Origin of the sequence: Pseudomonas sp. Y39-6 (assembly GCF_023651955.1) — a bacterium.
In the GTDB taxonomy this organism is placed as follows: Bacteria; Pseudomonadota; Gammaproteobacteria; order Pseudomonadales; family Pseudomonadaceae; genus Aquipseudomonas; species Aquipseudomonas veronii.
The window spans coordinates 6,188,932-6,202,167 of record NZ_CP069594.1; the positions used below are offsets into that span (position 1 = coordinate 6,188,932).

The window sequence follows — 13,236 nt, forward strand, 5'->3', positions numbered from 1 at the left end:
GGGCGACTCCCGGCAATTGTTATTTACAGTAAATTATTCGCCCCCTAGCCTAATGCAGCAATTGAAATGTACGAACCAGTTAGTTTTCAGGGCGATTATCGAACACAATGGGCATTGGCGAATTGACGATTTTTTAGCCACTGCGCACCATCGATTCCGTAACAAAACCCAGAACACACCATAAAAATTTCAAAAACGGGTAAACCCTCATGCCTTCGCAAAACTCAGTCCTGGCTGCGCGCCCGGCCAACCCGCACGCCGGCATCGGCGACAAGATCCGCGGTGCAATGGCCGTCGGTAAAACTCGCTGGGGCATGCTGGCCCTGGTGTTCTTCGCGACCACACTCAACTACATCGACCGCGCCGCCCTCGGCGTGATGCAACCGATCCTGGCCAAAGAAATGAGCTGGACGGCGATGGACTACGCCAACATCAACTTCTGGTTCCAGGTCGGCTACGCGATTGGCTTTGTGCTGCAAGGCCGACTGATCGACCGCGTAGGTGTCAAGCGCGTGTTCTTCTGCGCGGTGCTGCTGTGGAGCGTGGCTACCGGCGCCCACGGCCTGGCCACCTCGGCCGTCGGCTTCATGGTTTGCCGCTTTATCCTCGGGCTGACCGAGGCCGCCAACTACCCGGCCTGCGTCAAGACCACCCGCCTGTGGTTCCCTGCCGGCGAGCGCGCAGTGGCCACCGGCATCTTCAACGCCGGTACCAACGTCGGCGCGATGATGACGCCGATGCTGCTGCCGTTAATCCTGCACGTATGGGGCTGGCAAGCGGCGTTCCTGTGCATGTCGGCACTCGGTGGGATCTGGCTGCTGTTCTGGGGCTTGAAGTACTACAACCCGGAAGAGCATCCGACGGTTAAGCAATCCGAATTGGACTACGTGCAACGGGAAGTCGAACCGGAACAGCCCCGCGTCCCCTTCAGCCGTATCCTGCGCATGCGCGGCACTTGGGCCTTCGCCATCGCCTACTCGCTGACCGCACCGGTGTTCTGGTTCTACCTGTACTGGCTGCCGCCGTTCTTGAACCAGCAATACAACCTGGGCATCAATGTCACGCAGATGGGTATCCCGCTGATCATCATTTACCTGACCGCCGACTTCGGCAGCGTGGGCGGTGGGATTCTGTCGTCGTTCCTGATCGGCCGCGGGATGAATTCGATCAAGGCGCGGCTGCTGTCGATGCTGCTGTTCGCCTGCTGCATCATCGGGGTGATCATGGCCGCCGGTTCCAGCCAGTTGTGGGTCGCGGTGTTCGCCATCTCCCTGGCGATTGGCGCACACCAGGCCTGGACCGCCAACATCTGGAGCCTGGTGATGGACTACACGCCCAAGCACATGATGAGTACGGTATTCGGCTTCGGCGGCATGTGCGCGGCCATCGGCGGCATGTTCATGACCCAGATTGTCGGCCACATCCTGACCGTGACGAACAACAACTACACCGTGCTGTTCACCCTGATCCCGGCGATGTACTTCATCGCGCTGACCTGGATGTACTTCATGGCACCGCGCAAGATTCCCAGGGTCGACGCCTGATTCAGCGCCGCCGCTGCTGCCAGGCAGCGGCCAACCCGCTCATGCAGATCACCCCGATGCCGACCACCGTGGTCAAGTCGGGGGTATGCGCAAACACCAGCCAGCCCAACACGCCCGCAAACACGATCTGGCAATAGCCGAACGGCGCCAGCAAGGCCGGCGCCGCGAAGCGGAAGGCCTGGGTCAGCAGCAAGTGCGCGGTCATCCCGCAGGTGCCCAACGCCAGCATCAACACGCCGTGCCACAGGGTTGGCACTTGCCAGAAGAACGGCACCATCGCACTCATCACCAAGGTATTGCACAGGCCGGCGAAGAAGTTACTGGTGGTGGGCGTGTCGTATTGGCTGAGGATGCGCGTGAGCAGTTGGTAGAAGCAGAAGAACAATGCCGAGCACAGCGGCAGCAGCACCGCCGGGGTGAACAGTTCACCGCCCGGGTGGATGATCACCAGCACCCCGACAAACCCGCAGATCACCGCCAGCCATTGGCCACGCGTCACGTGTTCACCGAGCAGAGGCACCGACAGCGCCGTCACCAGGATCGGCGCGAGGAAGTTCACTGCGGTGGCTTCCGCCAGCGGGATGTAATGCAGCGCGGCGGTAAAAAACAGGCTGGTGCCCAACAGGCACAAGGCCCGCACCACCTGCATCCCTGGCCGCTTGCTGCGCAGCACGCGCAAGCCCGATTGCGGCAGGAAAATCCCGGCCATCAACAAGGTATGCACCAGGTAACGCGCCCACACCACCATCACGATCGGGTAGAACCCGGCCAGGAATTTGGACAAGGCGTCGTGGCTGGAGAACAGAAAAGTCGCCACCACAATCAGCAGAATGCCTTTGAAGGGATGGTTGACGCCGGAAAGTGGGGTGCTGACAGTCATTGAATTCTCTTGCGTGGCGGGCTGAACGCGGTGGTACTCAACCCGTTAATCTAGCAGTCGGGCATGCGTCTGCCCCAAGAGCATAACCAAACACAGTGCGAACAGCGCACTAAATCACTGCAATCGAGTCCAACGCTGCACGTTCGCCCCGGCGTTGCACACTTTTTAACCAAGGCCTTGCCGCTATGAAAAAAACTGTCTTTCTTCTGTCTACCCTTGCCCTGCTCGCCGCGTGCAACCAAGAGTCCAAGGCGCCCGCCAAACCGGCGCCGCCTTCCGTGCAAGCGACCCTGGTACCGCAAACCCCACCCACCGACAGTTGGGTCGGCAAATGGATCGGCGTCGAAGGCTTGCACCTGACCATCGCCAAGGACGACAGCATCGGCCGTGGCCACTACCTTCTTACCATGCAATACGGCCTCGACGCCGACGCCGCCGGCACCTTCAAAGGTGAAGCGGCCGAAGACGGCATCGCCTTCACCCGCCCCGATGGCCCGCAACAGCTGCGCGCCGGTGACGGTGCGGCAACCGGGTTGAAGTGGCTGGCGGATAAAAAGAACTGCCTGATCGTCGCCACCGGCGAAGGCTATTGCCGTTAATCACGACCATAATCAATCACGCTTAGCACACAGAGGATTGCCCCATGCTATGGAAAAAAGGCCGACGCAGCGACAACGTGGTGGATGCCCGCGATGACAGTGGCGGTGGTGGTGGTGGCATGCGTTTTGGCGGCGGCAAGGGCCTGAGCCTGACCGCGATTGTGTTGATCGTCGGCATCGGCTGGCTGACCGGCCAGGACCCGCTGCAGATCCTCGGCCAATTGACCGGCCAGTTGGAGCAGGCGCCCTCGGTGAGCACCCCGTCGCGCCAGGCGCCGCCGGCCAATGATGAGCAAACCGACTTTGTCCGTGCGGTGCTCGGCGATACCGAAGACACCTGGGCCCAGGTGTTCCAGGAAAACGGCTTGGCCTACAAGAACCCGAAACTGATTCTGTTCCGTGGCCGGGTCAATTCCGCCTGCGGTGGCGCCACGTCCGCCAGCGGCCCGTTCTATTGCCCAGCGGATCAGCAGGTGTACCTGGACCTGGATTTCTTCCGGGAAATGTCGCAACGCTTCCAGGCCGCCGGCGATTTTGCCCAGGCCTACGTGATCGCCCACGAAGTCGGGCACCACGTGCAGACCTTGCTCGGCATCTCGTCGAAGATCCAGGCTGCACGCCAGCAAGGCCGGCAGATGCAAGGCGACGGCGGCCTGCTGGTGCGTCAGGAGCTACAGGCCGACTGCTTTGCCGGCGTGTGGGCCAACCGCGCGCAAAAACGCCTGAACTGGCTGGAACCCGGCGATATCGAAGAAGCGCTGAATGCGGCCAACGCGATTGGCGATGACCGTTTGCAGCAACAGGGCCAGGGCCGTGTCGTGCCGGACTCGTTCACCCACGGCACCTCGGCGCAGCGCGTGCGTTGGTTCAAGACCGGCTTTGCCCAAGGCCAGATCACTCAATGCGACACCTTCGCGGCCAAGAGTCTTTAAATGAATACGCGATTGCGAATGCTGCTGGGTGTGCTGGTCGCCTGCAGCGCCTCCACCTGGGCCGCCGAGCAGGGGGTCAAGGCGGTCAGCCCCGAGCGCTTTCACCTGCCGGCCGGCGACCTCAGCCTCGGCTTGAGCCAGGACTGGAGTAACCCCCTGCCCAACGTCACCCGTGCGTTGATCATCGTGCATGGTCGCCTGCGCAACGCACAGACCTACCTGCAGAGCGCTGAAGACGCCGCCGAACATGCCGGGGTTGGCGGCACGACGCTGGTGGTCGCGCCGCAGTTTCTCAATGACTCGGACGTGAAACGCCATCACCTGGCCCCGCAAGTGCTGCGCTGGAACGGCAATGACTGGATGGCCGGCGAGCCCTCCACGGGCCCCGGCCAGGTCAGTTCCTACGGCGCCCTGGACCAGATTATCGAGCACCTGGGCAACCGCACCGTGTTCCCGGCACTGAAAGAGATTGTGGTGGCCGGCCATTCCGGCGGCGGCCAGGTGGTGCAGCGCTTCGCGCTCACCGGCCATGCTCAACCGAGCCTGCAAAGCGCGGGCATCCGCCTGCGCTATGTGGTGGCCAACCCGTCGTCCTACGCCTACTTCAGCCCGCAGCGCCCGGTGCCGTTCAAGGTCGCCGACTGCCCTGGCTTCAATGACTGGAAGTACGGCATGCAACACCTGCCCGCCTATGCCAAGGGGCAAAGCGCCGAGCAACTGGAACAGGCCTATGTGTCGCGTGACATCACCTACCTGCTGGGCCGGCAAGACACCGACCCGAACCACCCGGCGCTGGATAAAAGCTGCGAAGCCGAGACCCAGGGCGCGTACCGCCTGATTCGCGGGCACAACTATTTCGACTACCTCAAGCAGCGCCACCCGCAACTGACCCAGAAGCTGGTGGAAGTGCCGGGGGTTGGGCATAACGGCGATGGGATCTTCACTTCGCCTGAAGGGCAGAAGGCACTGTTCACTCAGTAATACCTGCAGAAACCGGCTCAACCTGTGGGAGGGGGCTTGCCCCCGATTGCGGTGTAACAGTCAGCAATTTTTTAACTGACAGACTGCTATCGGGGGCAAGCCCCCTCCCACATTTGAGCTCTATTGCCCGGGCTGGATCATCCGGCGCAGTACCGCGCAGTCTGCGGCATGCCAGTCAGCCAGCTCGGGCCACGGGTTCTCCGGCAGGTTGACCAACACCGTTCTGGTCCCCGCCGCCCGGCCGCAATCCAGGTCAAAGCGGTAATCCCCCACCATCACCATCGCACTGGGCGATACATCCCAGGCCGCCGCCAGTTTCAGCAGGCCGCCTGGGTCGGGCTTGGGCGGCGCATCATCGCGCCCCAGTACATCCTCGACGGCAAAGCAGTCCGCCAGGCCAATCGCTTCCAACGTCACATGCGCCAGCTCCCGCGCGTTGCGGGTCAGGATGCCCAGGCGACAACCCCGCCCGGCCAATTCCCGCACCAGTTCCACCGAGCCTTGTGCCGCGACCGAACCCAGCGCCAGCTCGCGCTCATGCTCCAGCAACCAGGCATGTTTGGCCGCCGCGACATCCGCCGGCAATGCTGCGAGGTGGGTGAGGATGTCATCCTCGGGCGGAATATCCAGCGCTACGCGAATGGCCGCGAAATCATGCACGGCCACCGTGAGGGTGCCGTCCATGTCGAACACCCAATGTTTAATCTGCGCCAGGCTCATGCCCAGTCCTTACGGTGGCGGATCAGGCCTTCCTGAGTGACCGAGGCCACCAGTTGCCCAGCGCGGTTGTACACGCTGCCCCGCGAAAAACCACGGGAATTGCCGGCCCACGGGCTGTCCATGGCGTAGAGCAACCAGTCATCGGCGCGCAGGTCGGCGTGGAACCACAGCGCGTGGTCGAGGCTGGCGACCTGCATGTCTTTCTGCCACACGGTCTTGCCATGGGACAGCAGCGACGTGGTCAGCAAGCCGAAGTCCGAGGCGTAGGCCAGCAGGTACTTATGCAGCGCCGGCGTGTCGGCCAGGGCGCCGTCGGCGCGGAACCACACGTACTTGACCGGGTCGGACGGCTGCGGGTTGAACGGGTCTTTTTCGGTCACCGGGCGCACTTCGATCGGCTTGGGGCACAGCAACTTGTCGCGCATGTGCTCGGGGATCAGGTGGACGCGCTGCTTGGTCAGTTCCAGCTCCGACGGCAGGTTTTCCGGGCCGACCACCGCAGGCATGCTGGTCTGGTGCTCGAAGCCGGCTTCGTCGTACTGGAACGACGCGCTGCAGGTAAAAATCGGGTGGCCCTTCTGGATCGCCGTCACGCGGCGTGTGCTGAAGCTGCCGCCATCGCGCACGCGGTCCACCGAATACACCACCGGCAATGCGGCATCGCCGGGGCGCAGAAAATAACCGTGCAAAGAATGCACGTGCCGCTCGGCTTCTACGGTCTGGCTGGCAGCCGACAGCGACTGGCCGAGCACTTGCCCACCGAACAGTTGGCGAAAACCCAGGTCCTGGCTGCGGCCGCGAAAGAGGTTTTCCTCGATCGGCTCCAGGGTCAGCAAGTCCACCAGATCTTCCAATACTTGGCTCATAGAGCAACTCCTACAATCTATGGGGCATTCCGGGCTGCTTATCCGTGCAGCGTGTCCAACCATTGGGCGCGGGTGATGCGGTACAAAACATGCGGGCGCAGCGGGTCATCGGCCGCGACCTTGGGGTGTTCAAAATCTGCCTGGGGATCGTAATGCATCCCGATGGCTTGCATGACTTTTTGTGATGGCAGATTGGTTTGGGTGGTGAAGGCGACGATTTCGTCCAACTGCAGGCGGTCGAAACCACAACGCAACGCGGTCCATGCCGCCTCGCTGGCATACCCCAGGCCCCAATGCTCACGCGCCAGGCGCCAGCCGATTTCCACCGCAGGGGTGAAGGCGGTTTCAAAGCTGACATTCTGCAACCCGGTCAGGCCGATGAACTCGCCGCTGTCCTTGCGCTGCAAGGCCCACAGGCCGAAGCCGTATTCGGCGAAATGCCCACGAATCCGGCCGATCAACGCGGCGCTTTCCAGGCGGTCCAATCGGGCCGGGAAATAACGCATCACCTGCGGGTCGGCGCACATGTGCGCAAACGCCGGCAGGTCGGCATCGCGCCATTGGCGCAGCACCAGGCGTGCGCTGTGCAATTCCAGTATCGGCTCCATGGGTCCCCCTCCCTTGCCATGTGCGTGAGTGTACCGCGCTGTTAAGATCCGTCGCAGGTTCCCGTCAGAAAATCCCATGCCTTTGCCATTGATCTACCACGATGATTACAGCCCCGAGTTCCCGGCGGACCACCGCTTCCCGATGGACAAGTTCCGCCTGTTGCGTGACCACTTGGTGTCCACCGGGCTGACCCAGGACAGCCAATTACTGCGCCCACCGCTGTGCCCGGCGGACATTCTGGCCCTGGCCCATGAACCTGGGTATATCGAACGCTACATGAGCGGCGAGTTGTCCCGCGAAGACCAACGGCGCCTCGGCCTGCCCTGGAGCGAAGCCCTGGCGCGGCGTACCGTGCGTGCGGTGGGCGGTTCGATCCTGGCGGCGGAGCAGGCGCTGGAGCACGGCCTGGCCTGCCACCTGGCCGGCGGCACCCATCACGCCCACTACGATTACCCGGCGGGCTTTTGCATCTTCAATGACCTGGCCGTGATCAGCCATTACCTGCTGGCCAGCGGCCGAGTCAACCGCGTGCTGATCTTCGACTGCGACGTCCACCAGGGCGACGGCACCGCGCGCATCCTCCACGACACGCCGGACGCGATCACCGTGTCGCTGCACTGCGAAAAGAACTTCCCGGCGCGCAAGGCCCAGAGCGACTGGGACATCCCGCTGCCCATGGGCATGGGCGACGCCGATTATCTCAAGGTGGTGGACGACGCGCTCAACTACCTGCTGCCGCTGTACCAGCCGGACCTGGTGCTGTACGACGCAGGCGTCGACGTGCATAAGGACGACGCCCTCGGCTACCTCAAGCTGACGGACGAAGGCGTCGCCGCCCGCGATGAGAGCGTGATGCGCCATTGCCTGGACCGCGACATTCCGGTGATGGGCGTGATCGGCGGCGGCTACAGCAAAGACCGTGTGGCCTTGGCCCGCCGCCACGGCATCCTGCACCACAGCGCGCAACGGGTGTGGACGTCATCAGGTTGTCATTGAAATATGGGCGTTACCCACAATGCCTGTGGAACGGCCTGTGGATAACTTGAGCGTAAACGTCTGAAAGCCAGTAACCGCATAGGCTGTAGGAAGCTGTACGTTTTTTGATCAGGAACTTGCGCCGTCCTCGGGTAGAATGCTCGGCCTATTCACGCGACCGTAGCCCTGCCCATGCCTCAGACCCCTGCCCAACACGTCACCATTATCGGCGGCGGCCCTGCCGGCCTGATGGCCGCTGAAATCCTGAGCCAGGCGGGCCTGCGGGTGGACGTGTACGACGGCATGCCCTCGGTGGGGCGCAAGTTCCTGCTGGCCGGCGTGGGCGGCATGAACATCACCCATTCCGAGGCTTACCCGGCGTTCCTGTCACGCTACGCCGAACGTGCGCCGCAGATGGCGCCGTTGCTGCGTGCGTTTGGTGCGCAAGCGCTGTGCGAATGGATTCATGGCCTGGGCATCGACACCTTTGTCGGCACCTCCGGCCGAGTGTTTCCCACAGACATGAAAGCCGCCCCGTTGTTGCGTGCCTGGCTCAAGCGCCTGCGCGACCACGGCGTGGTTATCCACACCCGCCATCGCTGGCTGGGCTGGAGCGCGGATGGCGGTTTACTTATCCACAGCCCGGACGGCGAAAAAACCATCCACAGCGACGCCGTGCTGCTCGCCCTTGGCGGCGGCAGTTGGTCGCGCCTGGGCTCCGACGGCACCTGGCTCAAGCGGCTGGAAGCTAAAGGCGTGCCCTGCGCGCCGTTACAGCCGAGTAATTGTGGCTTCGAGGTGTCGGCCTGGAGCGAACTGATGGTCAGCAAATTCGCTGGCGCACCGTTGAAAAACGTCGCTATCGGCCTGGGAGATGACAAGCCGCGCCTCGGCGAATGCGTGATCACCGCCAGCGGTATCGAGGGCAGCCTGATCTATGCGCTGTCGGCACCGATTCGTGAGGCGATCAATCGCAATGGCGCCGCCACGGTGCACATCGACCTGCTGCCGAGCAAGCCGCTGGACAAGGTCCAGGCCGCCTTGGCCAAGCCGCGTGGGTCGCGCTCGATGAGCAAGCATCTGCACAGTCAGTTGGGGTTGGATGGGGTCAAGGCGGCGTTGTTGCGTGAGCTGGCACCCGCCGAACATTTCAACGACCCGGCGCAATTGGCTGTGGCTATCAAGGCATTGCCCCTGAGCCTGGTGAAAACCCGGCCGATGGATGAAGCGATCAGTACGGCGGGGGGGGTGCCGTTTGAAGCGCTGGATGAGCGGTTGATGCTCAAGCAATTACCGGGGGTGTTTTGTGCGGGGGAGATGCTGGACTGGGAGGCGCCGACCGGCGGGTATTTGCTGACGGGGTGTTTTGCCAGTGGCAGAGCGGCCGGGCGGGGGATGTTGGAGTGGCTTAAGCGCTGAGATCTGTGGTGAATTCAAAGCCGTCATCGGGGGCAAGCCCCCTCCCACAGTTTTGATCTGTGAATACATTCAAAATGTGGGAGGGGCGGTGCGACGATTCGACTTGCCCTCGATGAGGCCATCAGCAGCGCCGCAAAATCACTTCTTCTTACGCGGCCCGGTGTTGAACACCGGCACCTTGCGCACCGGCTTGATCGACGGCTCGGCAGGCGCGACCTCGCCACTGTCCACCCACTTGCCCAGGTTGCGCTTGCCGCCACCACCGGAAGCCTTGGGCTTCTTCGGCTTTTTCGGTTTCTTCACCACTTGCCCACTGGCATCGGTGTCCGGCACGCGGTGTTCCGGCTCGAAATCCTGTTCCATATGCCGGGTCAAGGTCTGACGGGTGAGCATCTCGATGGCCGACAGCATGTTCACTTCATCGGCGCACACCAGGGAAATCGCCTCGCCGGTGTTGCCCGCGCGGCCGGTGCGGCCGATACGGTGGATGTAGTCTTCAGCCACAATCGGCAGGTCGAAGTTGACCACCAGCGGCAGGTCTTCGATATCCAGGCCACGGGCCGCCACGTCGGTGGCCACCAGGATCTGCACGTCGCTCGACTTGAAGCGGTCCAGCGCACGTTGACGGGTCGCCTGCGGCTTGTCACCGTGGATGCCGTCGGCATTGATGCCCAGGCCCTGCAGCTTATCCACCAACGCGTCCACGCCGTTACGGGTCTTGGCGAACACCAGCACCTGCTTCCAGCGGCCCTTGCGCATCAGGTGGACAAACAGCTCCGGCTTGCGCTTCTTGTCCACCGGCACCACCCATTGCTTGACGGTATTGGCGGCGACGTTGCGCGGGCTGACTTCGATGCTCAGCGGGTCGTTGAGCATTTGCCCGGCGAGCGTGCGGATTTCATCGGAGAAGGTCGCGGAGAACAGCAGGGTCTGGCGCTTTTTCGGCAGCATGCGGTAAATATTCGCCAGCTCCTCGGAGAAGCCCAGGTCGAGCATGCGGTCGGCTTCGTCGAGCACCAGGGTTTGCAGCTGATTGAGTTTCAGCGCGTTCTGGCGAAACAGGTCGATCAGGCGGCCAGGCGTGGCGACCAACACGTCGACGCCTTTGCGCAGCTTCATCATCTGCGGGTTGATGCTCACGCCGCCGTACACCGCGTAGGTGGTGAGTGGCAGGTGCTGGGCATACTCAGCAACGCTGGCGTGAACCTGCTCGGCCAGCTCGCGGGTCGGGCACAAAATCAGCGCACGCGCCGAGTTGGCGGCGACTTTCGGCCCTTCCATGGTCAGCAGTTGCAGGAGCGGCACGGCGAAAGCGGCGGTCTTGCCGGTGCCGGTCTGGGCAGCGGCCATCAGGTCGCGGCCGGCCAGCACCGCCGGAATGGCTTGCGCCTGCACCGGCGTCGGGGTCTGGTAGCCGAGCGTCTCAAGGGCGCGCTGCAAGGGTTCGATCAGGCCAAGGGTGGCGAAAGTCATGTGGTTACCGTAGGGGAAATTCAGCGCCTAAGCGGGTAAAAAGGCGTTATGCGCGGCAGTTTACCTTATTTTCGGCCCAGGCTTTCGCCACTGGGGCAGGCTGATCAACAGCACGGCGCTGATGATCACCAACATGGCCAGTGCCTCTTCGATGCCGATGGACTCGCCGACAAACACGATCCCCAACAACACCGCCACCGCTGGGTTCACATAGGCATAGCTGGTCGCGGCAGCCGGACGCACGTGCTTGAGCAGGTACATATACGCGTTGAAGGCGATGATCGAACCGAACACCGTCAGGTAGGCCAGGGCCAGCCAGCCCTCCAGCGGCGGCATGGCTTGCAGGTGCTCACCGGACACCGCGCTGCCGAGCAACAGGGCCGCACCGGCCACCAGCATCTCCGCCGCACTGGCCATCGCGCCCTGGGGCAGCGGCAGTTGCCGGCTCCACACCGAACCGAACGCCCACGAAGCGGCGGCGAACAGCAGTAAAGCCGCGCCGATCGGGCTCGATTGCAAGGTGCTGCCCATGTTGAGCATGGCAATGCCGATAATGCCCAGGATCACCCCCGCCCACTCCAGACGGGTATTACGCGCGCCCCAGAAATAACCGCACAGCAAGGTGAACAGCGGCACGGTCGCCACGGCCAGCGCAGCGACACCGGACGACACCCCCGCGTGCTCCGCCAACGTGACGCCGCCATTACCGAAAGTGAGCAGCAAAATCCCGATCATCCCGGCAGACTTCCATTGCACCCACGTCGGCGCCGGCACTCCACGCCAGCGCAAAAACGCGTACATCAGCGCCCCCGCCGTACAGAACCGAATCCCCGCCAGCAACAGCGGTGGCCAGTACTCCACACCGATCCGGATCACCAGGTAGGTAGACCCCCAAATCACATACAGCGCAAAAAAGGCGGCGATCAACGGTAAGGGAAAGCGACGTGGGCCAGGCATTGGGCAGCTCTGCGGCAGAAAAAGAGAGGCTTATTCTAAAAAGACAGGTGCATAAACATAAGTTACAAAACCTGTTTAAACCGCCCATACACTTTTCAAAGCATGGTTATGAGGGCTATAAACCATGCTTTCGAAAGCCACCTGACGCTGGAGCCTTTTCATGGACAAATACGACCGCATGCTCCTCAGCGCCCTGCTCGAAGACGGCCGCGCGTCCTACGCGCAACTCGCGCGCACGGTCAACCTCTCCGCCCCCGCCGTGGCCGAGCGCGTGGCCAAGCTGGAAGCCAGCGGCGTCATCACCGGCTACCAGGCCAAGGTGGACCTGTCCAAAGTGGGTTTGCCGATCCAGTGCGTGATCGAACTGCGCCTGACCAACCATGGCAGCCAGAAGGTGTACGACGCCCTGGCCGAAATCCCCGAACTGACCGAATGCCACCGGGTCACGGGCGATCCGTGCGTGATCATGCAAGCGGCGGTAGGCACCATGCCGGAGCTGGAGAGTTTGATTAATCGGATAGCGAAGTTCGGGTTCAGCAAGACCTCGATCATTTTGTCGAGCGCGATAGAGCGGCGGGTGCCGTTGGGGCAGTTGGAGGGGAATGGGAAAAGTGGTGGCTGATCCAGCGCCATCGGGGGCAAGTCGAATCGTCGCACCGCCCTTCCCACTTTGATGGATGAACACAGTCAAAATGTGGGAGGGGGCTTGCCCCCGATAGCAGTGGATCAGTCAGCTTATGTGTAGCTGACCCACCGCAATCGGGGGCAAGCCCCCTCCCACATTCGTTATGTGTGGTTCAACGAGGTTGCACACACTCCAGCGCCCGATCCACCACTCCCTTCGCCATTTCCACCAAATGCATCACCGCACGCTGCTGCGCGTTCATCGCCTCACCCGGCAAGTGCGCAGTTTTCACCGCGCAATGCAGCAAGTCCGCCGCATGGGCGAGGGCATCTTCGAGGCTCAGGTTGTCATTCAGGATGAAGGTGGGCGCATCCGGGGCGGACGCTTTGAGGTAGTAGTCGATGGCGCGGCGGTTGAGCAGGGCGTCTTCGCTCAAGAAGTCTGGTGGATCGGGGGTGACTTTGACCATGGTGTAATTCCTCTGAAATAAGAGGCCGTCACCGTTCGCTTGCACGCGAATGAGGGTGGCAGCTGTACGCAGGTGTGCAAGACCGGGGCAAAGGAAACCCGGCAGACCCCGAAGGTCTCCAGCGCACAGCCGCCATAACAGATAAACGCCGACCACTAAAAACCAGGCGTTGAGATGTAGGGCGCTA

14 protein-coding genes are annotated in these 13,236 nt (G+C 62.5%); 7 read left to right on the forward strand and 7 right to left on the reverse strand.

Annotated features, from left to right (window positions below; all coding sequences use genetic code 11):
- Positions 1-209: 209 nt before the first annotated feature.
- Positions 210-1,544, forward strand: a complete 1,335-nt coding sequence (locus JN756_RS28140; protein ID WP_046381969.1) for an MFS transporter — start codon at positions 210-212, stop codon at positions 1,542-1,544.
- 1 nt (position 1,545) lies between these two features.
- On the opposite strand, the gene JN756_RS28145 is transcribed toward JN756_RS28140, so the two are convergent.
- Positions 1,546-2,424, reverse strand: coding sequence for a DMT family transporter (locus JN756_RS28145; protein WP_017848293.1), 879 nt, complete (start codon positions 2,422-2,424; stop codon positions 1,546-1,548).
- A gap of 185 nt (positions 2,425-2,609) precedes the next feature.
- On the opposite strand from JN756_RS28145, the gene JN756_RS28150 reads away from it, so the two are divergent.
- Genes JN756_RS28150 through JN756_RS28160 form a run of 3 tightly spaced genes read left to right on the forward strand, consistent with a single transcriptional unit; the run spans position 2,610 to position 4,936 of the window.
- Positions 2,610-3,023, forward strand: coding sequence for a lipoprotein (locus JN756_RS28150; protein ID WP_046381968.1), 414 nt, complete (start codon positions 2,610-2,612; stop codon positions 3,021-3,023).
- Between the two features lie 44 nt (positions 3,024-3,067).
- Positions 3,068-3,955: a KPN_02809 family neutral zinc metallopeptidase gene (gene ypfJ / locus JN756_RS28155; protein ID WP_017848295.1), complete on the forward strand. Its 888-nt coding sequence runs from the start codon at positions 3,068-3,070 to the stop codon at positions 3,953-3,955.
- Positions 3,956-4,936, forward strand: coding sequence for an alpha/beta hydrolase family protein (locus JN756_RS28160; RefSeq protein ID WP_201021575.1), 981 nt, complete (start codon positions 3,956-3,958; stop codon positions 4,934-4,936).
- A 120-nt stretch (positions 4,937-5,056) separates the two neighbouring features.
- Here the strand turns inward: JN756_RS28160 and JN756_RS28165 are convergent, their stop codons facing one another.
- From JN756_RS28165 to JN756_RS28175, 3 genes are read right to left on the reverse strand one after another with little or no spacing between them, the layout of a single operon-like run.
- Positions 5,057-5,656 carry an HAD family hydrolase gene (locus JN756_RS28165; RefSeq protein ID WP_046381966.1) on the reverse strand — a complete coding sequence of 200 codons (600 nt, stop codon included), beginning with the start codon at positions 5,654-5,656 and terminating at the stop codon, positions 5,057-5,059.
- A complete protein-coding gene (gene tesB / locus JN756_RS28170) occupies positions 5,653-6,522 on the reverse strand; it encodes an acyl-CoA thioesterase II (protein WP_201021576.1) in 870 nt (289 codons plus the stop codon). The genes JN756_RS28165 and tesB overlap by 4 nt, the downstream gene beginning before the upstream one ends.
- 38 nt (positions 6,523-6,560) lie before the next feature.
- Complete coding sequence (locus JN756_RS28175) at positions 6,561-7,130, reverse strand: GNAT family N-acetyltransferase (protein ID WP_046381964.1); 570 nt, start codon at positions 7,128-7,130, stop codon at positions 6,561-6,563.
- Between the two features lie 76 nt (positions 7,131-7,206).
- On the opposite strand from JN756_RS28175, the gene JN756_RS28180 reads away from it, so the two are divergent.
- Together JN756_RS28180 and JN756_RS28185 are read left to right on the forward strand one after the other, a co-directional pair.
- Entirely contained in the window at positions 7,207-8,127 is a 921-nt protein-coding gene (locus JN756_RS28180) for a histone deacetylase family protein (RefSeq protein ID WP_128191691.1), read from the forward strand.
- Between the two features lie 171 nt (positions 8,128-8,298).
- Positions 8,299-9,525, forward strand: a complete 1,227-nt coding sequence (locus tag JN756_RS28185) for a TIGR03862 family flavoprotein (protein ID WP_017848301.1) — start codon at positions 8,299-8,301, stop codon at positions 9,523-9,525.
- A 138-nt stretch (positions 9,526-9,663) separates the two neighbouring features.
- On the opposite strand, the gene rhlE1 is transcribed toward JN756_RS28185, so the two are convergent.
- Both rhlE1 and yedA read right to left on the reverse strand, forming a co-directional pair.
- Entirely contained in the window at positions 9,664-10,998 is a 1,335-nt protein-coding gene (gene rhlE1 / locus JN756_RS28190) for an RNA helicase RhlE1 (RefSeq protein ID WP_017848302.1), read from the reverse strand.
- A gap of 60 nt (positions 10,999-11,058) precedes the next feature.
- Complete coding sequence (gene yedA, locus JN756_RS28195; protein WP_057005123.1) at positions 11,059-11,955, reverse strand: drug/metabolite exporter YedA; 897 nt, start codon at positions 11,953-11,955, stop codon at positions 11,059-11,061.
- Between the two features lie 160 nt (positions 11,956-12,115).
- Between yedA and JN756_RS28200 the strand changes: the two genes are divergently transcribed.
- Positions 12,116-12,577, forward strand: coding sequence for an Lrp/AsnC family transcriptional regulator (locus tag JN756_RS28200; RefSeq protein WP_046381959.1), 462 nt, complete (start codon positions 12,116-12,118; stop codon positions 12,575-12,577).
- 175 nt (positions 12,578-12,752) lie between these two features.
- Here JN756_RS28200 and JN756_RS28205 read toward each other — a convergent pair whose 3' ends face one another.
- A complete protein-coding gene (locus JN756_RS28205) occupies positions 12,753-13,049 on the reverse strand; it encodes a DUF3077 domain-containing protein (RefSeq protein ID WP_017848305.1) in 297 nt (98 codons plus the stop codon).
- Positions 13,050-13,236 lie beyond the last annotated feature (187 nt).

Coding starts and splice junctions, on each gene's coding strand:
- JN756_RS28140 (WP_046381969.1), top strand. CDS start 210: ATGCCTTCGCAAAACTCAGTCCTGGCTGCGCGCCCGGCCAACCCGCAC.
- ypfJ (WP_017848295.1), top strand. CDS start 3,068: ATGCTATGGAAAAAAGGCCGACGCAGCGACAACGTGGTGGATGCCCGC.
- JN756_RS28150 (WP_046381968.1), top strand. CDS start 2,610: ATGAAAAAAACTGTCTTTCTTCTGTCTACCCTTGCCCTGCTCGCCGCG.
- JN756_RS28185 (WP_017848301.1), top strand. CDS start 8,299: ATGCCTCAGACCCCTGCCCAACACGTCACCATTATCGGCGGCGGCCCT.
- rhlE1 (WP_017848302.1), bottom strand. CDS start 10,998: ATGACTTTCGCCACCCTTGGCCTGATCGAACCCTTGCAGCGCGCCCTT.
- yedA (WP_057005123.1), bottom strand. CDS start 11,955: ATGCCTGGCCCACGTCGCTTTCCCTTACCGTTGATCGCCGCCTTTTTT.
- JN756_RS28160 (WP_201021575.1), top strand. CDS start 3,956: ATGAATACGCGATTGCGAATGCTGCTGGGTGTGCTGGTCGCCTGCAGC.
- JN756_RS28145 (WP_017848293.1), bottom strand. CDS start 2,424: ATGACTGTCAGCACCCCACTTTCCGGCGTCAACCATCCCTTCAAAGGC.
- JN756_RS28165 (WP_046381966.1), bottom strand. CDS start 5,656: ATGAGCCTGGCGCAGATTAAACATTGGGTGTTCGACATGGACGGCACC.
- JN756_RS28180 (WP_128191691.1), top strand. CDS start 7,207: ATGCCTTTGCCATTGATCTACCACGATGATTACAGCCCCGAGTTCCCG.
- JN756_RS28175 (WP_046381964.1), bottom strand. CDS start 7,130: ATGGAGCCGATACTGGAATTGCACAGCGCACGCCTGGTGCTGCGCCAA.
- tesB (WP_201021576.1), bottom strand. CDS start 6,522: ATGAGCCAAGTATTGGAAGATCTGGTGGACTTGCTGACCCTGGAGCCG.
- JN756_RS28205 (WP_017848305.1), bottom strand. CDS start 13,049: ATGGTCAAAGTCACCCCCGATCCACCAGACTTCTTGAGCGAAGACGCC.
- JN756_RS28200 (WP_046381959.1), top strand. CDS start 12,116: ATGGACAAATACGACCGCATGCTCCTCAGCGCCCTGCTCGAAGACGGC.